This is a genomic window from Arcanobacterium sp. (ex Cirak et al. 2026) (assembly GCF_053585065.1).
In genome coordinates, this window is record NZ_JBQJCE010000010.1 from 17,860 (window position 1) to 39,744 (window position 21,885).

A 21,885-nucleotide genomic window follows, 5' to 3' on the forward strand; every position below is an offset into this window, starting at 1 on the left:
GATGTAATGATGCAGGGCACAGGGGAGCTGTTGCCGCACGCGGTTGTCATTTTGGCAGGTGGAACAGGAAAGCGCTTAGGCGGCGCATCGAAACCCGATTATCCCGTAGCTGGGAAACGACTACTCGATATCCAACTTACTGAAATTCATGCGTGGCACAGCGTCCATACAACTGTTGTCGTGGCGCCTGGCGACGTAGCGTGCCCTGCACACATTATCCAAGTACTCGAAGATCCGCCTTTCGGCGGGCCGATAGCTGGAATTGGTGCCGCAGTCAGAGTGCTTGAACAACAACATGCCTTAGCAGATAGTGACACCGTTGCTCTTCTCACCTGTGACGCTCCGCTGTCGCCAAGAATGTGGAAGAGTCTGACACAGGAGTGGTTCCTTAATCCTTCGCTGGATGGAGTGTTACCGGGAAGTGATCACCACCATCCAAATTATTTGTTGGGTCTGTACCGCTGGAATTCTTTGCGCCATCTAGAATTTGCTCGTCATGCGAGTGCGCGTTCAGTTTTTTCGACATTGAACTGTGGTAACGTGAGTGGCGCTTTGCGGTGGTGTCTCGATGTCGATTCTCCGAGCGACGCAGAGCGATTGGAAAAATTATTGTGACGTTCGAGCGGGTTCGATCGCCGCAGTATTCGCAACGCGAAGGCAAGGGGCGCCTATATGAAATTGGTCAGTGCATCGAAGATACTCATCGCGATTGGAGTCGCGGTGGGACTAGGTGGCTGTAGCCAGCCCAGTAGTGACCACTCAGCGTCGTCAGCGAGCAACGGCAGCGTCATCGTGTTTGGAGCAGCATCTCTCAATGCCGTTATGCCTGATATTTCACAGCAGGTTTTTTCTCCCCAATTTTCAGGAATCTCAGTGCGCTTCAATTTTAACGGGTCTTCATCGTTAGTTGACCAAATGGCGAGTGGAGCCCCCACGGATGTTCTTCTTACTGCAGATGAAAAGAATATGAACAACGCGCTTGAGCAAGGACTTGTCCGCGACCCTCAGGTTTTTACCTCAAATACGCTGGTTCTCGTTGTGCCTCGCGCAAATCCCGGAGCTATTGAGGGGTTCTCGAATGATCAGCTTGATGGACGAAAAATCGTGACGTGTGCCAAGCGGGTGCCGTGTGGACGAGCAACGGATAAATTGGTTGGGTTAAACAAGATGACTCTTCACCCAGTGAGTGAAGAGCAATCCGTGACCGATGTCTTGGGCAAGGTGACAAGCGGAGAAGCCGATGCCGGAATTGTCTACAAAACTGATGCGAAATTAGCTGGTGACAAGGTCATGACATTTGAAATTCCGCGCTCCCAGGAAGTCGTCAATCGTTACATGATTGCAGTGGCGAAAGACGCGCCGAATCCGCAGCAAGCTCAACAATTTATTCAGTCGGTGTTGAGCGACTCCGGGCAGTCACTTCTGGAAAAGTATGGGTTTATGAAAGTGGCGAAATAAGCGGTGGCTTCTTTCTACCTGCGCTCCCATCGTCGACTTGCTTACGCGCCATGGCTTGTGTTGCCAGCGATATTAGCAGTGGCGTTTTTGACAATTCCGTTGGTCGCTGCGATTGTGCGCGTTCCATGGGGGAGTTTTTGGGAGCTGATGGGAAGCCAAAGTGCGCAAGAAGCACTGTGGCTCTCACTGCGGACATGTCTGCTTGCCACAGTTGTCACTGTTGTTCTCGGTGTCCCGTTTGCGATGGTCATGGCGCGAACACGTCATGAGTGGTGGTCACGGTTGTTACGCATCGTGGTTTTACTGCCGATGGTTCTCCCGCCTGTCGTTGCCGGCTTGGCATTGCTGCTCGCCTGGGGACGGTTTGGGTTGCTCGGTAAATATCTCGATGTTCTCGGTATCTCTGTTGGTTTTTCAACGATCGCGGTGATCATTGCGCAGGTTTTTGTCTCTCTTCCTTTTTTGATTACGTCGTTAGAAGGTGCCTTGCGGGCTCAAGGAGTGGCGTATGAAGAGACAGCTCGGGCGTTGGGAGCGGGACGATCTCGAACATTTTTCTCAGTGAGTTTGCCTCTGATGTTTCCTGCACTCGTTTCGGGACTTGCGTTAAGTTTCGCTCGTTCGTTGGGAGAGTTTGGGGCAACGATCACTTTCGCGGGTTCCCTCGAAGGTGTGACGCGAACGATGCCGTTAGAGATTTATCTTCAACGTGAAGTCAATACCGATCAAGCATTGGCGTTAGCCGTTGTTCTTATTCTTCTCGCTGTGTTTATGCTTGCGATTGCTAACATCGCAAGCACTTTTCCGCATAAAACAGTGCCAGCGCCTTCTTACTCTGACGATATCGTAAGTTCACATATGCCTGAGCTGATGAGGAAGGTCGATACGAGTGCTCCAGCAATTGAGGTGGATGCACGCGTCACAGATCGTTCAGTTGATATTGATCTCGATCTGAGTGCCGGTTCTGCGACGGCAGTGATGGGGCCAAATGGGTCAGGGAAATCCACATTACTGGGGCTTATTGCGGGAACAATTGAGCCAACATACGGCTCAGTACGATTTGACCGGCGCAATCCCCGCGTTGTGTTACTTCAACAGAATCCATTACTTTTCCCTCACCTGAACGTGATAAAGAATGTGGAATTTGGTCTCAGAGCGAGAGGAGAAGACCGGAAATCGGCACGTGAGCGAGCAGCACATGAGCTCGAGCTTGTTGGAATGTCTGCTTTTGCGCAGCGCGCTAGCTGGCAACTTTCTGGTGGGCAGGCTCAACGCGTCGCTATCGCCCGTGCCATGGCAACGGATCCCGACGTCGTTCTTCTCGATGAGCCATTTGCTGGCTTGGATGAACACACGACTGATCGTGTCCGTCAAGGTTTTCAACGGCGTCTTTCACATGCACACGTTACGACGGTTCTTGTGACGCACGATCCGGTTGATGCTCAATATCTTGCGCATGATCTGGTCATTCTTCGTCATGGCAAAATATGGCGTCGCTATTCGGTTCAGGAGCACTTCGGTGGCATTCAGTAGTCGAGGTGTTTTAGTCTGGACTTTTCCGCGTGAAAAATTTTGTCGAGTATCTGGTGAAAAGGAGGTTCAATGACTGGAATAAATGGTCGAAATGATCTCATCGATTCCTACGGTCGGGTGGCACGCGATTTACGAGTGTCATTAACAGACCGATGCAATCTTCGGTGCCAGTACTGCATGCCTTCCGAAGGTGTGAAATTCATGCCGACCGACGAGGTTCTCACCGACGATGAAGTTGTGCGGTTGGTGACCTTAGCGGTAAGCAAACTCGGGGTGACGCGCGTCCGTTTCACTGGGGGTGAGCCTCTGATGCGACGAGGGTTAGAGAATATCGTGGCTGCTACGGCAGCGTTGCGCACGCCAGGGGGAGACAGTATCGATATTTCCTTGACGACGAACGCGCTCGGCCTAGATAAGCGTGCTGCCCGGTTACACGAATCTGGTTTGCGGCGAGTCAATATTTCTCTCGATTCAGCAACAGGAAATGAATACGCTGATTTGACTCGACGTCACCGTTTCGACGATGCGATGGCTGGTATTCGTGAAGCTATCCGGGTGGGGCTGTCACCGGTCAAAATTAATACGGTTGTCATGCCGGGAGTCAATGATCAATCCGTTGAAGACCTTGTTCTCCTCGGGCTCAGCCTCGGCGTGACCATTCGCTTTATCGAGTTTATGCCTATCGGAGTTCCAGGGGCATGGCAAAACTCTGAGGTTATTACTTCCCGGGCACTTCGTGAGCGCCTGGAACAGCATTTTGAACTCTCACCGACATCGGAAAATCGGGGAAGTTCCCCAGCCGAGTTATGGGATGTGGCTGCTGGATCGTATCGCTGCATTGAACATCCAGCAGGAAAAATTGGGTTCATTAGTTCGGTGACAGCTCCATTCTGCGGAGACTGCGATCGCACTCGCTTAACAGCGGATGGAAATGTGCGATCCTGCTTGTTCTCTGACGAGGAAACGAGTCTGCGCGATCTGATGCGCTCCGGTGCAACCGATTCAGAAATTGCTCATGCTTGGCGTCAGACGATGTGGGGTAAACCCTTCGGACATGGGATTAATACGCCGGAGTTTACCCCACCAAGTCGTCCAATGAGTGCAATTGGCGGATAACGAAAGGGAAAGGGAAACATGAATATTGAGGTTCGATATTTTGCTGGAATCGCACAGGAGATGGGGACGAGCGTTGAAGAACTTGACGTGCCTGATGCGCTGACTCTTGATGAGCTTGTACAGATGTTGAGCGAACGTCATGGAACTCAAGCGGCACATCAACTTGGAGTCTGCGCGTTCCTTCTCAATGGACGCGTCGCTCCTCGTGAAACCCAGCTTCCTCTCAATGCTGTGATCGATGTTCTTCCTCCCTTCGCTGGAGGGTGATTATGCCATCCCAGACCACTGTGATGTTCCGTCGGAGAAATCCTGTTTTTTCCACACGGGGAGTTCACATTTGACACGGTTCACCAGTGCGTCGAGAGCTAAGAATGCCTCTTTGCGATGCGATGCGCTGACCGCAGCACCGAGCGCGATTTCGCCGATATTGAGGTGGCCGACTCGGTGTTGCACGGCAAGCGCATGGAGACCAAACTCGGTTGCGACCTTGTGAGCGATGTCCGACAGGGTGGCACTGGCAGAAGGATGGGCGGAGTAGTCAATACCGTCAACCTCTCGACCCAGATCGTGATTTCGCACCCGGCCATTGAACACCAATACTGCGCCGGCAGCGTCGTCCATGACAGATGCTTCAAGGTCGGACAAATTAATCGGCTGGTCGCTGACATCAGCGATGGTGACGATCCCTGCGCCTGTTGAACGTTCGGTGTTAAAGGCTAACTGCGCTGTCACACTTTCATGAGAGCGTGGCGCTGATGTCGACGGAGGGGCAACTGTGTGATCGCCGTCGGCCAGCTGGTCAGCAATATGTGCGAAGAGAGGCGCCACAGCGGTGATTCCCTCTGCGACTCCGTTCGGAGAGCCAGGCAACGAGATGACGCAGGAACGCAAGTCGCCGTCGTCGATGATTCCGGCAACTGAGCGGGTCAAAGATGCGGTGACAACCTTGGAACTGCGTCGGATGAGGTCTGGGATCCCCGGGATTTCGAATGACAACAGAGAACTCACTGCCTGCGGCGTCAGATCACGACGGGTGATTCCGGTGCCACCGGTAGTGACGATGATTGACGCTCCGCGTCGCATTGCATCGTAGATGGCTCCCTGGACAGACTCGATTCCGTCTTCAACAACCGTTGTCAAAACGACATCGCCGTGCGTGGCAAGGAGTTCAGCGCACAGCGGCCCCGATTTATCGACAGCTGTTCCACGGCTGACGCGGTCGGAAACAGTAATGACACCAAATGTAATGTGTGAGTTCGACATGGGATAATCCTAAAGTCTGAATCTCACCAGCGAAAATGCACACAGCAAGGAGTTGCTCTTGATGACACAAAATGGTCGTTATGACCGCCATCTGAATCTTGCAGGATTTGACGCCTGTGCTCAGGAAAAAATCGAGCATGCACGAGTCGCGGTGATCGGATCGGGAGGTTTAGGATCGCCAGTCCTTTTATATCTCGCTGCAGCTGGTGTGGGGACACTGGGACTCATTGACAACGATGTTGTCGACACCTCGAATTTGCAACGTCAAGTCATTCATGACACGCCTCGTGCGGGGATGGAGAAGACTTTCAGTGCGGCACAGTCGGTTCGAGCGCTTAATCCGTCAGTTGAGGTTGTGACAATGCAAAAGCGGCTTACGCCTCAGAACGCTCGTGAGACACTTGCCTCCTACGACATTGTCGTTGACTGCTCCGATAATTTTCCGACGCGGTACTTGGTCGACGAAGTATGTCAGGAACTGTCAATTCCCCATGTCTGGGGAGCAGTCACTGCTTACTACGGGCAGGTGAGCGTATTCACACACGAGGGCAACTCACGCTTGGGCGATCTCTACCCCTACACAGAAGATTTTTCGCAATTGCCGTCGCCGGCAGAAAAAGGAACGTTCGGACCGATGTGTGGAATGGTTGGTTCGCTCATGGCAGGAGAAACTTTGAAAATGATCACGGGAATCGGACATCCACTGGTAGGCAGAATTGCCCTGATTGATACTGAATCTTCCACTCTTCGTACTGTTGCAATCAGCAAATGAAAGTGAATCATGAAGACTGTTGAAGAACATTTTTCAGATGTCCTCGAACTTGCTCTCCCGACACAGGTTGAGCACGTATCGTTAGCGCAGGCGCAGGGGCGTACTCTCGGAGCTGATCTCACTGCGCGTTTTCCTGTCCCACCATTCACTAACGCGGCAATGGACGGGTTTGCTGTACGTTGCGATGACATCAACGTTGGTCATCCGCTGACCGTCGTCGGCGACACAGCCGCTGGAGATGTTGCAAGCGAGCTTGCCGAACCCGCAAGTGCAGTGCGAATCATGACTGGTGCTCCGATGCCAGCTGGAGCCGACGCTGTTGTGAGAGTAGAAGACACCGTCGACGCCGAAAAGAACATGTTGCCGACAGCGCCCACTCATGTTATTCCAACGTCGAGCGTCTCGCGAGGGGCAAACGTGCGTTTCCAAGGTGAGGATGTCGCAGTCGGCGATCTCGTTCTTGAACGCGGCACACGTTTGTCCCCAACGCATGTGAGCGCACTCGCGAGCGTGGGATATGGACAGGTGCCAGTTCACAAGCGTGTCAAAGTGAGCGTAATTTCTACCGGTCATGAATTGCGAGCACCGGGTGAGGATCTCTTGCCTGGACAGATTCCCGATTCCAATAGTCTGCTTGTGGCGGGTCTGCTTCGTGAGTGTCACGCCGACGTTGAGCTTCGATCCATTGCCTCAGATCAGAACGGTACTTTTTCGCAGGCCTTTGACAACGCGGCTGCGGATTCGAACCTGGTGATCACAACAGGCGGAGTGAGCATGGGCGCTTTCGACGTCGTGAAAGCGTCGCTGTCATCTCGTGGAATTAACTTTGCACCGGTGGCAATGCAACCTGGAAAACCGCAAGGATGGGGAAAAGTAGGAAAGACGGTGGTGCTGTGTCTTCCCGGTAATCCTGTAAGTGTTTTCGTTTCAATGCAGCTTTTCGCGCTTCCTCTCGTCCGTGCGATGCAGGGGGAAGTTGTTGATGACATGTACTGCCATACCGAAGTTGCCGTCGCTGGAACAGGATGGAAGCACAAGATCGGAAGAACTCAGTTTATGCCCGCGCGCATTCGCGAGAACCAAATCTATCCGGCCTCGGCAGGAGGGTCAGGATCTCACCTTGTAGCATCGTTACCCCGCGCTCGGGTTCTTGCCATCACACCTGCCAACCAGGGAAACGTCTGCGCTGGAGATGATATTCGATTCCTGCGCTATTCCTTGTAAGGAAGAGAGAGTAAAAGATGAAATTCACCCATTTAGATTCACGCGGCGAAGCGTACATGGTTGATGTCACCGAAAAAATACCTACAGTGCGTTCAGCGACAGCAATTGGAAAGGTCGAATGCTCAACACAGGTCATGAATGCTCTGCGTAGCGGAACCGTGCCCAAAGGGGATGTTCTTGCGGTCGCGCGAATTGCAGGTCTTGCTGCAACGAAAAAAGTGCCCGATCTCCTACCGCTAGCCCACACTATCGGTGTTCATGGTGCCGAAGTGACAGTGTCACTTGAAGATGATCATGTGGCACTGTCCGCGACAGTGCGCACTGCGGATCGTACAGGTGTGGAAATGGAGGCGCTTACGGCGGTGAGCATTGCTGCGCTCGCGGTGGTCGATATGGTGAAAGGTGTTGACCGAAGCGCACAAATTACCCAGTGCATGATTGTGCATAAAGCGGGGGGACGTTCCGGTGAGTGGTGGCGTGAGGGATATGAGCTCAATGCTGAAGCGTAAAAATGGGTGGCGCGATCCGCGGATCGCGCCACCCATTTTTACGCTCATGAACGAGTGACAGTGCCTTCACGTGCAACAAATTCTTTTGCTCGCAGATCGAGTCGTGCGACGACGTCGTCGATATCGGCACTGGGATCGCTGGCAGCCAAGTAGCCGACGAGGAAAGCGGTTAGGGGAGCGCCGGGGCGCGATGGTCCGTGAGCAACTGTGGAAATCAGTCGCAGGAGCGGCTCCTGGACTTTCTCAATTGTTTCGTGAGGAAGTTCGAGTTCAGCTGACACCGTACGGAGCCAACGATTCATACGCGCCATTTTTTCTGGATCATCGTACCGAGGCATTTATTTCTCCTTTTGAGCTGTTGAGGAAATCTGGTCAAGTTTGGTTTCTTTGAGCCATAACTGCATTTCTTCGGCTACGGCATCTTTGATCATGCGCCTGGGGTCGAGACCACGTGGGGAAAATGTATTCAGAGCGTCATTGAGATTGCTCGTTGTACTGTCGCCTGCTTGACGATATTGAGCAGTTTGCTCACGCAGTTGTGCTGACCAGTTACGAGCCTTATCAATCGCGCGCTGAAGAGCGAGGATTGCCTGCGCGGCACGCGAAGGCCCGAGAACGATCACGCCCACAATAAGCAAGATAATCAGCTCTGTGCCGCTAATGCCGAACATTCGTAACCCCGATTCTTTGTAATTTGCGTTTAGTGTTCCAGCCCGTCAATGTGTTCGTTATCCCGGCGGCCTCCACGGACATGACGCATATCGAAACGTCCATCTGGGTTAAACCTAGCAAGTTGCCACGGCGGAACCAAGCTCATAAAGGTGTTAACGGTTGACTCATTGAATATATCCTCGCCGGTGCTGAGCTGGGAACGAATCAAGACAAGAAAATTTGATACTTGCTGCTCAATGGCCATGAATCGCCACAAGGGTGTCAGTGGTTCGGCGTTGTAATGCGCGAAGGAATCGACATATTGTGTGGCGATTTGGCGTATATAGTGAGCGAAATACCCCACAGAGGTAGATTCAGGGCTTGTGAGGAAAATATTGCGATAGATGTCGCTACGTTGTGCCACACTACGGAGCAGATCGCCGTATGCATTTCGGACATAACGGAGGTAGTTGCTGCCGTGATCTGTGATGACCGATCCAATGGGGTCGAGTATGGGCGTGATTTCGTTTAACAACATGTGTGCGATGAACTCAGGAGGGGTTGAGGCGTGTGCATAAAAAGTCCCTCGCGAGACGCCAGCCCGCTTGGTTAACTCAGCAATCGAAATGTCGTCTGGACGTTTCGCCAGTGCAAGCTCAAAAGCAGCAGCACGAAGAAGCTCACGAGAACGCAAATAGCGTGGGTCTGCATGATCCTTTGCCGGTGTAGTGCTGAAACTTTCCAACTCAATCGTCTCCAAACTGTACTACGCGTCATTAACCAAGTATAGAGCCACGATCGCGCCATTTTTGTGCGAGTTTCGTTGCGTATATCTGATATATCGAAAATTAGGACTATCGCCCTATTGAACGAGTGTTCAATAAAATAATATCCCAGGTGACATGATGTTTGTTCCGCATACGAGCTGAAGGAGGCACGGGTGGGAAACTCACAAGACCGCAACGGAGGTACGTTCGACATTTCCCGTCGTTCGTTTATTAAGTGGTCTGGTATCGCAACAGGAGCGACGACACTCGTCACCCTTGGAGGGTGTGGCACGGGTACGTCGGCTCAACCCGATCAGAAAAAAGACGCAGGCAAGTTTGTCTGGTCAGCGTGCACTGTGAACTGCGGTTCACGATGCCCAGTGAAACTCGAAGTGCATGACGGCACGATTACGCGCGTCCTGCCAGATGACACAGGATCGGATGAAGTTGGCGGCCAAAGTGTGCGCGCATGTGTGCGTGGACGGTCAATTCGTCATCGTATTTACAACCCCGATCGCCTCAAGAAGCCGCTCAAGCGCAAGCCAGGAACCAAGCGCGGAGAAGGACAGTGGGTAGAAATCTCCTGGGATCAGGCTCTCGATGAGATCGCCGATAAGATGAAAGAAATCAAGTCCAAGTATGGCAATGAAGCCTTCTACGTGAACTACGGAACCGGTACCTTGGGCGCGGTTGTCTCCACCTCGTGGCCGCCGGATGCTACCGCCTTCGCCCGACTTCTCAACTGTTGGGGAGGGTATCTGGATCACTACTCAGATTACTCGACCACCGAGATTACTTCGGCATACCCGTACTTCTACGGAAGCTGGTTCGGATCGAACTCTCTCGATGATGCGGCCAATTCCAAGTTGCAGGTCATGTTCGGCAACAACCCGCTTGAGACGCGTATGTCGGGTGGTGGCCTGACCTTCGTCACCCAGCAGACACGGAAGAAGTCGGGAGTACGCACAATCGTTGTTGATCCGCGTTACTCAGAGACCGCTGTGGACCTTGCCGACGAGTGGGTTCCGCTTCGCCCCGGAACAGATGCCGCACTGATCGCCGGCATGATCCACGTGATGCTCAAAGAGAATCTTCACGATCAGGCATTCCTAGATAAGTACTGTGTGGGCTTTGACGAAAAGCATATGCCGCAAGGTGCTCCCGCTCATTCTTCCTACCGTTCATACATCGAAGGCAAGAAAGACGGCATAGAGAAGACTCCTGAATGGGCATCCGATATTACCGGTGTACCGGCCGATACGATTCGCCGTCTCGCCCGTGAGATTGCGGGCGCTAAGCCCTGTGCTATTACCCAAGGATGGGGGCCGCAGCGCCATGCAAATGGCGAAAATACTTCGCGTGCGATTTTCCTTCTTGCTGCGGTCACCGGAAATATCGGTATCGTCGGTGGCGGTAACGGCGCGCGTGAAAGCGGTAAAGGATTGCCAATCTCCAAACTTCTGACGGCTAACCGTCCAAACCCATCGATGAAGATCATTCCAGTCTTTAGCTGGCTCGACGCGGTTGACCACGGCGAAAAGATGGATACGTTCAATGCCGGTGTCATGACTAAGCCAGAAAAAGGTGTTCGTGATTTCAAGGTACCTGTTGATGACAATGGCAACCCGACAAACACCAAGCTCGACGTTCCGATCAAGATGCTGTGGCAATACGGCGGCAATTCGATCGTTAACCAGACCGGCGATAATAACAAGTCAGTGGAAATCCTCCAAGACGATTCCAAGCTTGAGCTTATTGTCGATTGCGATATCCAGATGACGGTCTCGTGTCGATATGCAGATTACGTTCTTCCAGGCACATCTGCTGCTGAAGAATTCGATCTTCACCCTGGTGAAAACGGCACTCCGATGGCTTACGGCATTCTCTCATCACAGGCAATCAAGCCACTGTATGAGTGCAAGGATGTCTACACCATCTGTTCGGAGCTATCTGAGCGACTGGGAGTGAAGGACAGTTTCACTGAAGGGAAAGATCGAGAAGGATGGTTGCGCGAAGCCGTTACACAAGCTCGTGAGGCTGATCCCGAGTTGCCTACCTACGAACAGTGGCGTGAAATGGGGATCTTCCGGAAGAATGCGGGCTCGGTTGTCTCGATGAAGGACTTTCGTGACGATCCGGTAGCAAATCCGCTACCGACACCGTCGGGCAAGATCGAAATCTATTCTCAACGTCTTGAGCAGATGGCGAAGAAATGGACCTTCGATGAGTTCCGAGAGGCTCGTGAGGGTGATCGCCTTTCGCCACTTCCTGAATACGTGGCAACCTGGGAAGGCGCGCTTGACGTTCGCGATTCCGCCCATCCAATCCAGCTGATCGGACACCACTTTAAGGCTCGTACTCATTCGACCTACGGCAATGTGGATTGGCTCCGCGAAGCACACATCCAGACGGTGTGGATCAACCCGATGGATGCACAAGCTCGTGGGATCAAGAACGGTGACGAAGTTTTCGTCTACAACGACCGTGGCACCGTAAAGATCCCAGCGAAGGTCACCGACCGTATTGCTCCAGGTGTCGCATCGCTTCCTCAGGGCGCTTGGTACCAACCAGTTCCTGCCAGCGAAGTTGCGCCACCAAAGGGGGCAAACCAGAAGATGCCCGTGGACATTGGCGGAAATACAAACACGCTGTCGGCGCTCCACCCATCGCCGCTTGCCCGAGGTAACGCGGTACACACTATCGCCGTCCAGATCACGAAGGTTGAGGACTGAAAATGTCGAATGAATACACCAAGCCAGGAGCCAATTACGGCTTCTACTTTGACCAGTCACTGTGCAACGGGTGCAAGGCGTGCCAGATTTCGTGTAAGGACAAGCACGATCTTCCTGTTGGCGTGACATGGCGACGCGTTGTCGAATACTCGGGCGGAAGCTGGCGTATCGATGGCAATACCTTTGTGCCCAACGTTTTTGCCTACTACACTTCTGTGTCGTGTAACCACTGCGAAAATCCGGTGTGTATGGAGGTCTGCCCGACATCAGCGATGTCACGTCGTGAAGACGGCACGGTTTATGTCGATGACTCAAAGTGTGTCGGCTGCCGTTACTGTCAGTGGGCATGCCCGTACGGCGCGCCACAGTTGAACCCCAATACAGGGCATATGACCAAGTGTGACCTGTGCTATGACTACCGTTCCGAAGGTAAGGAACCAGCATGTGTGTCAGCGTGTCCGTCGCGAGCACTCGATTGGGGGCCAATTGATGAACTCCGCGAGAAGTATGGAAAGACTGACGCTGTAGCGCCGTTGCCGGATCCATCCGTGACACAACCACATCTCGTTATCCATCCACACCGTGACGCCCAGGCATGGGACGCAGGCACGGGCGACATCACGAACCCTGAGGAGATCTGATGAACGTTCATGAACTTCCAATGATCATCTTCACGGTGGTCGCCCAAATGTCCATCGGTGCATTTTGGGCACTCGGCGCAATCCAGCTCCTTGGCCGACTACGCCGCATCAACGTGCGCGATGTTGACGCAATCACTGACGTGGCAATGTACGCTGTGGGGCCGCTGCTCGTGGCGGGTTTCATTGCGGCGTTCTTCCACCTTAATGATCCATTCCATGCGATCTATACGATGAATCATCTCGGTTCGTCGTGGCTGAGCCGGGAACTCATTTTCGGCGTTTTGTTCGGGGGAGCAGGCTTCGTGTTCGCGCTTGTGCAGTGGTTTAATCTGCTCAGCCGTACACTGCGCGATGCTCTAGCAGTGATCGTGTCCTTGTTTGGGCTCGGACTCCTGATCTCGATGAGTGGCGTGTACTACGCAACGGTGACAGTTCCTGCATGGAATACTTTTGCTGTCGTGGTCTTCTTCTTCGCATCAGCTTTGCTCACTGGCCCTCTCGGAGTGGCAGTGGCACTGCTCGTACGCTGGGGTAAAGACCCTGTTGCTTCTGTGAAGAGGAGCGAGCCGCGCGAACTGGCACAAAGCCAGGTGTCGCTTGTACGTGAGTCTCTTCAGTGGCTGACCGGTACTGCCGCCGTCGCCGGCGTCGTGATCCTGGCAACGTATCCGCTTTACCTGCTCTATTTAGCGCAAACCAATAACGCAACGCGCCACGTTGCGCAGGAGATTTCAGGCCCGTTCTTGGCAGTCAGACTTCTCCTCCTCGGTGGGGCAGTTGTTATTGCTGGTGTGTTTGCCTTTGCACGGGCGAAGCTGTCCCGTGCTGCGAATGTGGCTCTTGTATCTCTCATTGTGCTCGCGTTGGTGCTGGCATTCGCGTCAGAGATTATGGGACGTTCACTACACTACGATGGTCTTTGGCACGCAGGTTTGAACACCTGGCAACTCATCGGTGACTGAGACGATAACCGGAAAGGAATGGTATGTTGACCATTCCTTTCCGGTTTGTCAGCGCTGAATTTAGGGAGTAACAACGATGAATATACTCAGTAGTGATCTGTCGGAGCTTGACGCTATCGCGGCGGCACTTTTGGTTTGCGGACGGCTTCAAATACAGCCAGCGGACGCCGACACGCGTTCGCAAGTGCGTGAAATGATCGATGAATGGCCGCTTCGTATGCGGGATAACGGACAGTTCTCGCAAGCGCAGGAGGAGATTCTCGCGTCGGCAAATGAGACAGACGAGGACATTATCCACGATCATGATACTCTCTACGGAATCTCTGCTGGCTGCAAAGTTGCTCCGTTCGAATCTGTTCACCGTGGACAAGACGGGCTGGTATTCGACGTTGAGACTTTGGAAGTAAGAGATGCATATCGGGTGCTGGGATTTGAAGCACCCGCTTTGAACACTGAACCGGACGATCATATTGGTCTCGAACTCGATTTCGTAGCGCGTGGATGCCATCTTGCGATTGAAAGTGGCGATGATACACCTTTGCGTGAAGTTGCAACGTTCTCGCAGGAACACCTCCTGAGGTGGGCGCCGGCAATGCTTGAGGAAGCTCGCCAACAGGCCTGTACCCACTGGATGCGGGGAATGATCGGACTGACGATTGACGCTGTGTCCCATTGGCAGGACTATCTTGTGGAACATCATCTGATCGCCGGTGTTGTCCAGCCACGTGATTGCGATGTCTGATCACCTCACCTCGTTCCTTCGCTGGTGCGGCGCACAAGATCCCATTGGGTACGTTGTGATCGCCTGCCAGCACGTGGATGACATCCGTGTGCCACGACGCGCAGTCGGAGTCGTCTGGGATAGCTGCCTTAGCGACGCCAAAGTTGAGGAACTATTGCAAATTCTCGCGTGCGGCGTCGATATGATCGCCCTTCAAGGGTGCGAACATGCCAGGAAGCTAGGCAACATTGGACAAAGACTGACGAAACGTATTTCTTTCGACGATGCGCCCAAGCATTCATTGTTCCACTCTCAAATACTTGATCTGCGTGAGGTACCGCTCCCCAGGCGTGCGGCATTTGGGCTCCCTATTGACGTTCCCCTTGACCTGAAAGCTGACAGCGCGGATCGGACATTGCAGGCTCTTGACTTTCTTGGTCTTGGTGCAACGCAGATTGACGATCTTTCAAACACAGAGCCGGGTAGTGTGAAGATATCGTGGCCGGGAGTGTCACTGGTAGCCGATGGATGTGACCTGTGTGGTGTTTGCGTGAAAGCTTGTTCACATCGGGCAATGGTGATTGAGGACGTCGATGGGCGAGCTCAACTCATACACGATCTTCGGGCCTGCCGCGGATGCGGGGACTGTATTGCACTGTGCCCTCAGCGTGCTCTGACGACTGGCACATATCCAGATATCGATACTGTGCGGACTGAGCCACGTCAAACACTCATCGAGACTCGCACTCGTCGATGCGAGCGCTGTGGAACATCGATTCTTGCCTCCGAGGGGAAATTGTGCAAGATCTGTGCTTTCCGCCAAACAAATCCATTCGGAGCTTTTGATCCTCGTCTCATACGCGAGCAGATCACCTCGAATAATGCCGAACATGGTACCTTTCGACTAGAGAAACTAACTGGAGGAAAATAAATGAAGCCCATGCATTTGCTGGTTGTGATCGTCGTCGTCATCATTATTTTTGGCGCGTCAAAACTGCCTTCAATCGCGAAATCACTCGGACAGAGCGCCAAGATCCTTAAGAAGGAAATGAAAGAATTGCAAGATGACGTTCCTCCGGAAAAGATTGATGAGGCCAACACCACCGACGAGAAAAAGTAACGTTGGTACGTATGCGCGCGCGGCGCAGTAACCCACAAGCCCGCATGGGAATACTTGCCCATGTCAGAGAAGCCCGCAAGCGTTTGATCTATTCGCTTCTTGGCATCGGGGTAGGGGCAGTCGCAGGCTGGAATCTCTACGACCCAGTCATGGAGTTTATTCAACGCCCGCTCCTTGAGAGCGGGACGAATGCTGTATTGAACTTCCCGACGGTAGGTTCTGCGTTTGACCTCAAGCTACGAGTTTCGCTCTGGCTGGGAACGCTGCTATCCGCTCCATGGTGGATCGCTCAACTTGGCATTTTTGTCGCTCCAGCGCTCAAGCGAAAAGAAAAACTCTACGTTGTTGCGTTTTCACTAGTCGGCGCAGTGCTCTTTGCGTGTGGGGTAGGGATTGGTATCTGGATGGCTCCACGTGCAGTGGAGATTCTTCAATCGTTTGTTCCCTCTGGCTCTGCGACATTCTTACAAGCCAATGCATATGTGTCGTTTTATATGCATCTCGTTTTAGCTTTTGGTCTGTCATTCTTAACTCCTGAAGTCCTCGTCTTACTGAACTTTCTCGGTATTCTTTCTGCGCGAACGATGCTGCGTGGATGGCGTTGGGCTACAGTGGTTGCGTTCGTCTTTGCTGCAGTAGCTAATCCTTTGCCCAGTCCATGGCCGATGGTTATTCAGGCATTCGTTCTCCTGGCTCTCTATCTCATCGCTGTTGGCGTTTCGTGGATACATGATTGGCGTCATCGATAAAATGAGGGAACCGACATTTGGTTCCCGTGCTCGTGAATCCACGACGGTGTGGTGGCAATTTTGGCAGACGGGGACGGTACAATATCAGGCGTGATTCAAACCTCCGATTTTTCAATGCGCATTGGCACTCGCACACTGATGCGAAATGTGACAGTTCGTGTCACTAAAGGTAACAAAGTGGGCTTGATCGGACGCAACGGCGCTGGCAAGACCACCTTTTTTCGTGTTCTTTCCGGTCAGAGCGATATTCCAGAAGTAATTGAACACTCCGGGCAAATTTCACGTACTGGATCGGTTGGTTATCTTGCACAAGATTCGCGCACGGGTGACCCTGAACAGATTGCGCGTGATCGCATCCTCTCGGTTCGTGGTATTGCCGAAACGATGCGGCGGATTCGCAAAGCTGAACGCGAGATGTCCACGCTTGACGGACCAAAACAAATCAAAGCGATGGAACGTTACGTTCGTCTTGATGCTGAGTTCTCTGCGGCTGGAGGCTACGCGGCGAACGCTGAGGCATCCCAGATTGCTGCTGCGCTCGGACTCGACGAACGTATTTTGGATTCTCCGCTTGGACATCTGTCGGGAGGGCAGCGGCGGCGCGTAGAACTGACGCGTGTCCTCTTTTCTCAGGCCGATACACTGCTTCTCGATGAGCCAACGAATCACCTCGATCATGATTCCTTGATATGGCTACGCGATTTCATTCGGTCTTACCCTGGTGGAGTCTTGATGATCTCTCATTCAGTGGATCTCCTTGCGGACACTGTCAATCACGTATGGTATTTGGATACGAACCGCGGTGTGATTGATGTGTATAACATGGGCTGGGATTCCTACCTCCAGCAGCGCGAAGCAGACGAGAAGCGACGTCGTCGGGAGCGTGCCAATGCTGAAAAGAAAGCAGAAGCCTTGCTTGCGCAAGCAAATAAAATGCGCGCTAAGGCCACAAAAGCAGTAGCTGCACAAAATATGATCAAGCGAGCAGAACGCCTCGTCGAATCTCTTGAGGACGTACGTGCGGAAGAGAAAGTGGCTCACCTTCGGTTACCTGACCCTGCACCGTCGGGAAAAACACCGTTGATGGCGAAAGGGCTGACGAAGAATTATGGCTCTCTTGAGGTCTTTACTGGTGTCGATCTCGCGATTGACCGCGGCTCACGAGTGGTCATTCTCGGATTGAATGGCGCGGGAAAGACCACTCTCTTGAAGCTCCTATCAGGGGTAGAAAAGCCTGATGCTGGTGAAGTTGTGACAGGTCATGGCCTCAAACTGGGCTACTACGCTCAGGAACACGAGACAATCGATAACGCGGCTACTGTCGTCGAGAATCTTGCCAAGAGCGCTCCGGAGCTCAATGATACAGATCTGCGCAACGTTCTTGGCTCCTTCCTTTTTTCGGGCGATGACGTTGATAAGCCCGCAGGTGTCCTTTCTGGCGGTGAAAAGACACGTTTGGCGCTGGCAATGCTGGTGATCTCAGCAGCGAATGTCCTGCTTCTCGATGAGCCGACGAACAACCTTGACCCTGCCTCACGTGACGAGATCCTTAAAGCGATTCACTCGTATAAGGGAGCGATTGTGCTGGTCACACATGATGAGGGCGCTGTTGAAGCACTCGAACCTGACCGCGTTCTCCTCTTGCCTGATGCAGACGAAGACTTGTGGTCGGATGACTATCTTGAGCTCATTACCCTGGCTTAGGATGGAGACATGAAGAAGCTCTACATCATGCGTCATGCGCAGGCAGGTTATAGTTCTCCTGACATTGCTCGTGAGCTCACTGTCCGTGGGCGTCGGCAGGCGGCCGACGCCGGAGCACGGTTTACGCAGGTGGGGGCGATTGACCTTGCGATTGTCTCAGGTGCCACACGTACACGACAGACGCTTGAGGGTCTATGCGCTGCTGGAGCTCAGATCACGAGTATTGAGTATGACGACGATTTGTACACAGCCGGGCAATATAGCGTGCTTCAAAAGCTCCACAATATTTCGCCCGATGTTCATTCGGTTCTCATCATTGGACATGAACCAACAGTGTCTGGAGTGACTGCGTTGCTGTCGAATGGAGTGACCCGCGAGGGCAGGGAAGCTGGACGGGGATTCCTCCCATCGCAGGTTGCAATTTTGGAATTTTCTTCGTCGTGGGCGGGGCTGGATATGCGCGGCGCACAAGTTGTCGAGCTTTGGACGCCTCACCAATAAGGTGGTCGGGATGTCAGCTAAAAACTAACATCCCGACCTTTGCGAGTGCCATCAGTGTATCGATCCTTCGTTACCTCGTCACGTGTGTGCCTTTGGGGACAACGACGACGCCAGAATCAGAGACAACGAATCCGCGAGCGCGATCATAGTCGTGATCAATGCCGATCTGAACGCCTTCGTCGACGATGACGTTCTTATCAAGGATGACTCGGTTTAATGTTGCGTTTCTCTTGATATTCGCGTTGGCAAAAATCACAGAGTCACGAACTTCGGCCCAAGAATTCACACGGACGTAGGGGGAAAGCACCGAACCGTGGACTTCACCTCCAGAAATAATTACTCCTGGGGAAATAATTGAGTCAACGGCATGTCCCATACGCTCGTAGTATCCGTATACGAATTTTGCTGGGGGAAGACCCGTGTATCCCGTCAAGAGAGGCCAATCGCGGTTGTACAAGTTGAACACAGGGTTGACCGCTACAAGATCCATATTTGCTTCGTAGAACGAATCGATCGTGCCGACGTCGCGCCAGTAGTTTCGATCGCGGTCTGATGACCCGGGGACGTCATTGAACGTGAAATCATAGACACCGCAGTCATTGTTTTCCACGAACATTGGGACAATATTTCCGCCCATATCGTGGGCGGACGAGTCGTCTTTCGCGTCTGCATGCATCGCTTCAATAAGCGCTGATGTCGTCATGACGTAGTTGCCCATCGACGCAAGAATCTCATTCGGTGAATCCGGTAGACCCTCACATTCAGCAGGTTTTTCAAGGAAACGAGAAACTTTTGTCGGATCGTTCGGCGTGGTTTCAATAACTCCGAAACTCTTCGACATGTCCTTCGGCTGGCGGATGCCAGCCACAGTGAGTCCCACGCCAGAATCGATATGTTGCTGAACCATCTGTTCGAAATCGAAACGATAGATGTTATCGGCTCCGGTGATGAGGACATATTGTGGATGCTCATCTTCTAACGTATTAAGCGACTGATAAATGGCATCGGCACTGCCCAAATACCACTGTTTTCCGCGACGCTGCTGCGCAGGAACAGGGGCGATGTAGTTTCCGAGCAAATTTGACATCCGCCAGGTCTGGGAAATATGGCGATCGAGCGAGTGCGACTTGTACTGCGTCAGAACGACCGTGCGTAAGTAGCCGGAGTTGACGATATTAGATAAAGCAAAATCGATAAGTCGGTAAATGCCGCCGAAAGGAACAGCTGGCTTTGCACGATCACGAGTGAGCGGCATAAGCCTCTTGCCTTCCCCTCCAGCCAGCACCATTGCAAGCACTGAAGGTTTATGTTTCATGACTCCATTTTAGCGATAAAACGGTTTCGCAGTGTGGAGAAACTCGCATGTTGAGACATATTGCTCGGTAGACTGGAGGAAATGACAAAGGAAGGAGTGCCATGAGAGTTGACCTTTTCACCCGCGAGTTTCCCCCGAACGTCTATGGAGGGGCAGGCGTGCACGTCACTGAGTTGGCGCGCGTACTTGCTGCCGACGTTGATGTCCATGTTCATGCTTTCGATGGCTCGCGTCCCTCGTCGGTTCCAAACGTTGCCTTGACAGGGTATGCCGACGTCGCTGAGCTTGGGGAGGCTAACGCTTCGATACGCACTCTGGGAGTGGATCTAGAGATGGTCACCGGTGCGCAAGGAGCCGATTTGGTCCATTCACATACGTGGTATGCGAACATGGCTGGGCACCTGGCCAAGCTCATGTACGACATTCCGCATGTTGTTTCAGCGCATTCGCTTGAACCGTTGCGACCCTGGAAAAGCGAACAACTGGGTGGTGGATATAATATCTCTCGGTGGATCGAACAAACTGCCTATGAGAACGCTGACGCGATTATTGCGGTTTCGGAAGCGATGAAGAACGATATTTTGCGTGTCTATCCTCATGTTTCGTCTGATCGTGTTCATGTGATTCACAATGGCATCGACCTTGACGCATGGAAAGCTCCGGACACCGAGGAAGAGTGGGAGGCGGCCAGAACCCGTTTCAGGGCAACAGGTTTAGATCCTGACCGTCCAACGATTATTTTCGTTGGACGGATCACTCGTCAAAAAGGTGTCCCGCATCTCCTACGCGCACTCCAACATGTTGATCCCGACGTCCAGGTTCTCCTTCTCGCTGGAGCGCCGGATACCCCTGATATCGCCGAGGAGACACGGACACTTGTTCGTGACTTGCAACGCGAGCGCAGGGGTGTGGTGTGGATCGATGAACACCTCCCTCACGACGATATCGTCGCTCTCGAAGCGTGCTCAACCACCTTTGTCACTCCCTCGATCTATGAGCCGTTGGGTATCGTTAACCTCGAGGCAATGGGCGTGGGTCTTCCAGTGGTTGGAACCAACACTGGTGGAATCCCTGATTGCATTGTCCATGGTGAAACTGGCGTGCTCGTCGATATCGAACAGAAGACCGATGGAACAGGGACTCCCTTGGTGCCTGAAAAGTTTGAACACGATCTCGGCCAAGCACTCAATGCTGTTGTCAGTGATCCTGAAACTGCGGCTCGTATGGGAGCAGCGGGTCGACGTCGAGTGGAAGAGCACTTCTCGTGGAATGCAATTGGACAAGCGACGATCGCACTGTACACCCAGGTTGTGAGCACACGTTCCTGAAAATTGTCAGAATCAGTTAGGCTTACAACATGGGCGATGTATGTGAAATAGCAAATGTGTCAGTCGTGCGCGGAGGCACTGAGATTCTCAAGAACATCAATTGGGATCTTGACGAGGGACAACGTTGGGTTGTTCTTGGACCAAATGGTGCTGGAAAGACGACTCTAATCCAGCTTCTCTCTGGCCGCGTATTTCCTACGTCAGGAAATGTGTCTGTTATCGGTGAAGACCTCTGTGAAGTCCCTTTGGATGATATTCGTCCGCTTATCGGTCTCTCATCGGAAGCGCTCGACACCACGATTCCAGGCTTTGAGAAAGTACATGATGTCGTCCGCACGGCAGCCTGGGGAAAGACCGTGAAGTGGCGTGAGCACTATGAGGATGAGGACAATAAGCGAGCAGCGATGCTTCTGGACTTCTTCGGCGTCGGATACCTCGCAGAGCGTCAGTTCCGTACACTGTCATCAGGAGAGCGTAAGCGTGTAGGAATGGCACGTGCACTTATGCCGAATCCTGAAGTTCTTATTCTCGATGAACCCGCAGCTGGCCTTGACCTGGCGGGACGTGAGCGCCTCATGGCCAATCTCACTGCACTCGCAGATGAAGGGAACGCGCCAGTCATCGTTCTCGTCACTCACCATGTTGAAGAAATTCCTGCAGGTTTTACCCATGCACTACTCCTCAAGGACGGCGAGATTCTTGCGGCCGGCCCGATGTCCTCTACCTTAACTGAGACAAATTTGAGTACTTTGTTTTCACTTCCCATCACTCTGACTCGAAAAGAAGGGCGTTTCAGCGCAACCGCTCGTTAGGAGAGCC

24 protein-coding genes are annotated in these 21,885 nt (G+C 52.8%); 19 read left to right on the plus strand and 5 right to left on the minus strand.

Annotated elements, in window-relative coordinates; genetic code table 11:
* Nucleotides 1–6: 6 nt before the first annotated feature.
* From mobA to ACTOVJ_RS06225, 5 genes are all read left to right on the plus strand, one after another.
* On the plus strand, nucleotides 7–615 hold the full coding sequence (gene mobA / locus ACTOVJ_RS06205; RefSeq protein ID WP_449502395.1) for a molybdenum cofactor guanylyltransferase: 609 nt from the start codon (nucleotides 7–9) through the stop codon (nucleotides 613–615).
* Between the two features lie 57 nt (nucleotides 616–672).
* Complete coding sequence (gene modA / locus ACTOVJ_RS06210; RefSeq protein WP_449503032.1) at nucleotides 673–1,458, plus strand: molybdate ABC transporter substrate-binding protein; 786 nt, start codon at nucleotides 673–675, stop codon at nucleotides 1,456–1,458.
* 3 nt (nucleotides 1,459–1,461) lie between these two features.
* Nucleotides 1,462–2,991 carry an ABC transporter permease gene (locus ACTOVJ_RS06215; protein WP_449504389.1) on the plus strand — a complete coding sequence of 510 codons (1,530 nt, stop codon included), beginning with the start codon at nucleotides 1,462–1,464 and terminating at the stop codon, nucleotides 2,989–2,991.
* Between the two features lie 69 nt (nucleotides 2,992–3,060).
* Nucleotides 3,061–4,107: a GTP 3',8-cyclase MoaA gene (gene moaA, locus ACTOVJ_RS06220; protein WP_449504390.1), complete on the plus strand. Its 1,047-nt coding sequence runs from the start codon at nucleotides 3,061–3,063 to the stop codon at nucleotides 4,105–4,107.
* A gap of 18 nt (nucleotides 4,108–4,125) precedes the next feature.
* Nucleotides 4,126–4,374: a MoaD/ThiS family protein gene (locus tag ACTOVJ_RS06225; RefSeq protein ID WP_449502391.1), complete on the plus strand. Its 249-nt coding sequence runs from the start codon at nucleotides 4,126–4,128 to the stop codon at nucleotides 4,372–4,374.
* On the opposite strand, the gene ACTOVJ_RS06230 is transcribed toward ACTOVJ_RS06225, so the two are convergent.
* Complete coding sequence (locus tag ACTOVJ_RS06230; RefSeq protein ID WP_449504391.1) at nucleotides 4,375–5,370, minus strand: molybdenum cofactor biosynthesis protein MoaE; 996 nt, start codon at nucleotides 5,368–5,370, stop codon at nucleotides 4,375–4,377.
* Between the two features lie 61 nt (nucleotides 5,371–5,431).
* On the opposite strand from ACTOVJ_RS06230, the gene ACTOVJ_RS06235 reads away from it, so the two are divergent.
* Genes ACTOVJ_RS06235 through moaC form a run of 3 tightly spaced genes read left to right on the plus strand, consistent with a single transcriptional unit; the run spans nucleotide 5,432 to nucleotide 7,875 of the window.
* Nucleotides 5,432–6,142 carry a HesA/MoeB/ThiF family protein gene (locus ACTOVJ_RS06235; RefSeq protein WP_449502389.1) on the plus strand — a complete coding sequence of 237 codons (711 nt, stop codon included), beginning with the start codon at nucleotides 5,432–5,434 and terminating at the stop codon, nucleotides 6,140–6,142.
* Nucleotides 6,143–6,151: 9 nt separating this feature from the next.
* The gene (locus ACTOVJ_RS06240; protein ID WP_449504392.1) at nucleotides 6,152–7,366 is read left to right on the plus strand and encodes a molybdopterin molybdotransferase MoeA; all 1,215 of its coding nucleotides are present in this window, start codon (nucleotides 6,152–6,154) and stop codon (nucleotides 7,364–7,366) included.
* A 17-nt stretch (nucleotides 7,367–7,383) separates the two neighbouring features.
* Complete coding sequence (gene moaC / locus ACTOVJ_RS06245; RefSeq protein WP_449502387.1) at nucleotides 7,384–7,875, plus strand: cyclic pyranopterin monophosphate synthase MoaC; 492 nt, start codon at nucleotides 7,384–7,386, stop codon at nucleotides 7,873–7,875.
* A 44-nt stretch (nucleotides 7,876–7,919) separates the two neighbouring features.
* On the opposite strand, the gene ACTOVJ_RS06250 is transcribed toward moaC, so the two are convergent.
* Genes ACTOVJ_RS06250 through ACTOVJ_RS06260 form a run of 3 tightly spaced genes read right to left on the minus strand, consistent with a single transcriptional unit; the run spans nucleotide 7,920 to nucleotide 9,271 of the window.
* The gene (locus tag ACTOVJ_RS06250) at nucleotides 7,920–8,213 is read right to left on the minus strand and encodes a DUF6457 domain-containing protein (RefSeq protein WP_449502386.1); all 294 of its coding nucleotides are present in this window, start codon (nucleotides 8,211–8,213) and stop codon (nucleotides 7,920–7,922) included.
* On the minus strand, nucleotides 8,214–8,546 hold the full coding sequence (locus tag ACTOVJ_RS06255; RefSeq protein WP_449502385.1) for a twin-arginine translocase TatA/TatE family subunit: 333 nt from the start codon (nucleotides 8,544–8,546) through the stop codon (nucleotides 8,214–8,216).
* Nucleotides 8,547–8,575: 29 nt separating this feature from the next.
* Nucleotides 8,576–9,271, minus strand: a complete 696-nt coding sequence (locus ACTOVJ_RS06260) for a TetR/AcrR family transcriptional regulator (RefSeq protein WP_449502384.1) — start codon at nucleotides 9,269–9,271, stop codon at nucleotides 8,576–8,578.
* A gap of 195 nt (nucleotides 9,272–9,466) precedes the next feature.
* Between ACTOVJ_RS06260 and ACTOVJ_RS06265 the strand changes: the two genes are divergently transcribed.
* From ACTOVJ_RS06265 to ACTOVJ_RS06305, 9 genes are all read left to right on the plus strand, one after another.
* Nucleotides 9,467–12,025 carry a DMSO/selenate family reductase complex A subunit gene (locus ACTOVJ_RS06265; RefSeq protein ID WP_449504393.1) on the plus strand — a complete coding sequence of 853 codons (2,559 nt, stop codon included), beginning with the start codon at nucleotides 9,467–9,469 and terminating at the stop codon, nucleotides 12,023–12,025.
* 2 nt (nucleotides 12,026–12,027) lie between these two features.
* The gene (locus ACTOVJ_RS06270; RefSeq protein ID WP_449502382.1) at nucleotides 12,028–12,666 is read left to right on the plus strand and encodes a DMSO/selenate family reductase complex B subunit; all 639 of its coding nucleotides are present in this window, start codon (nucleotides 12,028–12,030) and stop codon (nucleotides 12,664–12,666) included.
* Nucleotides 12,666–13,628, plus strand: coding sequence for a dimethyl sulfoxide reductase anchor subunit family protein (locus ACTOVJ_RS06275; RefSeq protein ID WP_449502381.1), 963 nt, complete (start codon nucleotides 12,666–12,668; stop codon nucleotides 13,626–13,628). Before ACTOVJ_RS06270 ends, ACTOVJ_RS06275 begins: the two co-directional genes overlap by 1 nt.
* Nucleotides 13,629–13,704: 76 nt before the next feature.
* On the plus strand, nucleotides 13,705–14,370 hold the full coding sequence (locus ACTOVJ_RS06280) for a TorD/DmsD family molecular chaperone (RefSeq protein ID WP_449503040.1): 666 nt from the start codon (nucleotides 13,705–13,707) through the stop codon (nucleotides 14,368–14,370).
* A complete protein-coding gene (locus tag ACTOVJ_RS06285) occupies nucleotides 14,363–15,280 on the plus strand; it encodes a 4Fe-4S dicluster domain-containing protein (RefSeq protein WP_449504394.1) in 918 nt (305 codons plus the stop codon). Before ACTOVJ_RS06280 ends, ACTOVJ_RS06285 begins: the two co-directional genes overlap by 8 nt.
* Nucleotides 15,281–15,469, plus strand: a complete 189-nt coding sequence (gene tatA, locus ACTOVJ_RS06290) for a twin-arginine translocase TatA/TatE family subunit (RefSeq protein WP_449502378.1) — start codon at nucleotides 15,281–15,283, stop codon at nucleotides 15,467–15,469.
* Nucleotides 15,470–15,513: 44 nt separating this feature from the next.
* Complete coding sequence (gene tatC / locus ACTOVJ_RS06295) at nucleotides 15,514–16,218, plus strand: twin-arginine translocase subunit TatC (RefSeq protein WP_449504395.1); 705 nt, start codon at nucleotides 15,514–15,516, stop codon at nucleotides 16,216–16,218.
* Nucleotides 16,219–16,308: 90 nt separating this feature from the next.
* Entirely contained in the window at nucleotides 16,309–17,922 is a 1,614-nt protein-coding gene (locus tag ACTOVJ_RS06300) for an ABC-F family ATP-binding cassette domain-containing protein (protein ID WP_449504654.1), read from the plus strand.
* A gap of 9 nt (nucleotides 17,923–17,931) precedes the next feature.
* Entirely contained in the window at nucleotides 17,932–18,423 is a 492-nt protein-coding gene (locus ACTOVJ_RS06305; RefSeq protein ID WP_449502375.1) for a SixA phosphatase family protein, read from the plus strand.
* 70 nt (nucleotides 18,424–18,493) lie between these two features.
* Here ACTOVJ_RS06305 and glgC read toward each other — a convergent pair whose 3' ends face one another.
* On the minus strand, nucleotides 18,494–19,738 hold the full coding sequence (glgC, locus tag ACTOVJ_RS06310) for a glucose-1-phosphate adenylyltransferase (RefSeq protein WP_449503045.1): 1,245 nt from the start codon (nucleotides 19,736–19,738) through the stop codon (nucleotides 18,494–18,496).
* Between the two features lie 101 nt (nucleotides 19,739–19,839).
* Between glgC and glgA the strand changes: the two genes are divergently transcribed.
* Together glgA and ACTOVJ_RS06320 are read left to right on the plus strand one after the other, a co-directional pair.
* Nucleotides 19,840–21,066: a glycogen synthase gene (glgA, locus tag ACTOVJ_RS06315; RefSeq protein ID WP_449504398.1), complete on the plus strand. Its 1,227-nt coding sequence runs from the start codon at nucleotides 19,840–19,842 to the stop codon at nucleotides 21,064–21,066.
* Between the two features lie 29 nt (nucleotides 21,067–21,095).
* The gene (locus ACTOVJ_RS06320) at nucleotides 21,096–21,878 is read left to right on the plus strand and encodes an ABC transporter ATP-binding protein (protein WP_449504399.1); all 783 of its coding nucleotides are present in this window, start codon (nucleotides 21,096–21,098) and stop codon (nucleotides 21,876–21,878) included.
* Nucleotides 21,879–21,885 lie beyond the last annotated feature (7 nt).

What these genes read in the sequence shown, in the direction of transcription:
- mobA (WP_449502395.1), top strand. Translation starts at nt 7, where the DNA reads ATGATGCAGGGCACAGGGGAGCTGTTGCCGCACGCGGTTGTCATTTTG.
- modA (WP_449503032.1), top strand. Translation starts at nt 673, where the DNA reads ATGAAATTGGTCAGTGCATCGAAGATACTCATCGCGATTGGAGTCGCG.
- moaA (WP_449504390.1), top strand. Translation starts at nt 3,061, where the DNA reads ATGACTGGAATAAATGGTCGAAATGATCTCATCGATTCCTACGGTCGG.
- ACTOVJ_RS06225 (WP_449502391.1), top strand. Translation starts at nt 4,126, where the DNA reads ATGAATATTGAGGTTCGATATTTTGCTGGAATCGCACAGGAGATGGGG.
- ACTOVJ_RS06230 (WP_449504391.1), bottom strand. Translation starts at nt 5,370, where the DNA reads ATGTCGAACTCACACATTACATTTGGTGTCATTACTGTTTCCGACCGC.
- ACTOVJ_RS06235 (WP_449502389.1), top strand. Translation starts at nt 5,432, where the DNA reads ATGACACAAAATGGTCGTTATGACCGCCATCTGAATCTTGCAGGATTT.
- ACTOVJ_RS06240 (WP_449504392.1), top strand. Translation starts at nt 6,152, where the DNA reads ATGAAGACTGTTGAAGAACATTTTTCAGATGTCCTCGAACTTGCTCTC.
- moaC (WP_449502387.1), top strand. Translation starts at nt 7,384, where the DNA reads ATGAAATTCACCCATTTAGATTCACGCGGCGAAGCGTACATGGTTGAT.
- ACTOVJ_RS06250 (WP_449502386.1), bottom strand. Translation starts at nt 8,213, where the DNA reads ATGCCTCGGTACGATGATCCAGAAAAAATGGCGCGTATGAATCGTTGG.
- ACTOVJ_RS06255 (WP_449502385.1), bottom strand. Translation starts at nt 8,546, where the DNA reads ATGTTCGGCATTAGCGGCACAGAGCTGATTATCTTGCTTATTGTGGGC.
- ACTOVJ_RS06270 (WP_449502382.1), top strand. Translation starts at nt 12,028, where the DNA reads ATGTCGAATGAATACACCAAGCCAGGAGCCAATTACGGCTTCTACTTT.
- ACTOVJ_RS06275 (WP_449502381.1), top strand. Translation starts at nt 12,666, where the DNA reads ATGAACGTTCATGAACTTCCAATGATCATCTTCACGGTGGTCGCCCAA.
- ACTOVJ_RS06280 (WP_449503040.1), top strand. Translation starts at nt 13,705, where the DNA reads ATGAATATACTCAGTAGTGATCTGTCGGAGCTTGACGCTATCGCGGCG.
- ACTOVJ_RS06285 (WP_449504394.1), top strand. Translation starts at nt 14,363, where the DNA reads ATGTCTGATCACCTCACCTCGTTCCTTCGCTGGTGCGGCGCACAAGAT.
- tatA (WP_449502378.1), top strand. Translation starts at nt 15,281, where the DNA reads ATGAAGCCCATGCATTTGCTGGTTGTGATCGTCGTCGTCATCATTATT.
- tatC (WP_449504395.1), top strand. Translation starts at nt 15,514, where the DNA reads ATGGGAATACTTGCCCATGTCAGAGAAGCCCGCAAGCGTTTGATCTAT.
- ACTOVJ_RS06305 (WP_449502375.1), top strand. Translation starts at nt 17,932, where the DNA reads ATGAAGAAGCTCTACATCATGCGTCATGCGCAGGCAGGTTATAGTTCT.
- glgC (WP_449503045.1), bottom strand. Translation starts at nt 19,738, where the DNA reads ATGAAACATAAACCTTCAGTGCTTGCAATGGTGCTGGCTGGAGGGGAA.
- glgA (WP_449504398.1), top strand. Translation starts at nt 19,840, where the DNA reads ATGAGAGTTGACCTTTTCACCCGCGAGTTTCCCCCGAACGTCTATGGA.
- ACTOVJ_RS06320 (WP_449504399.1), top strand. Translation starts at nt 21,096, where the DNA reads ATGGGCGATGTATGTGAAATAGCAAATGTGTCAGTCGTGCGCGGAGGC.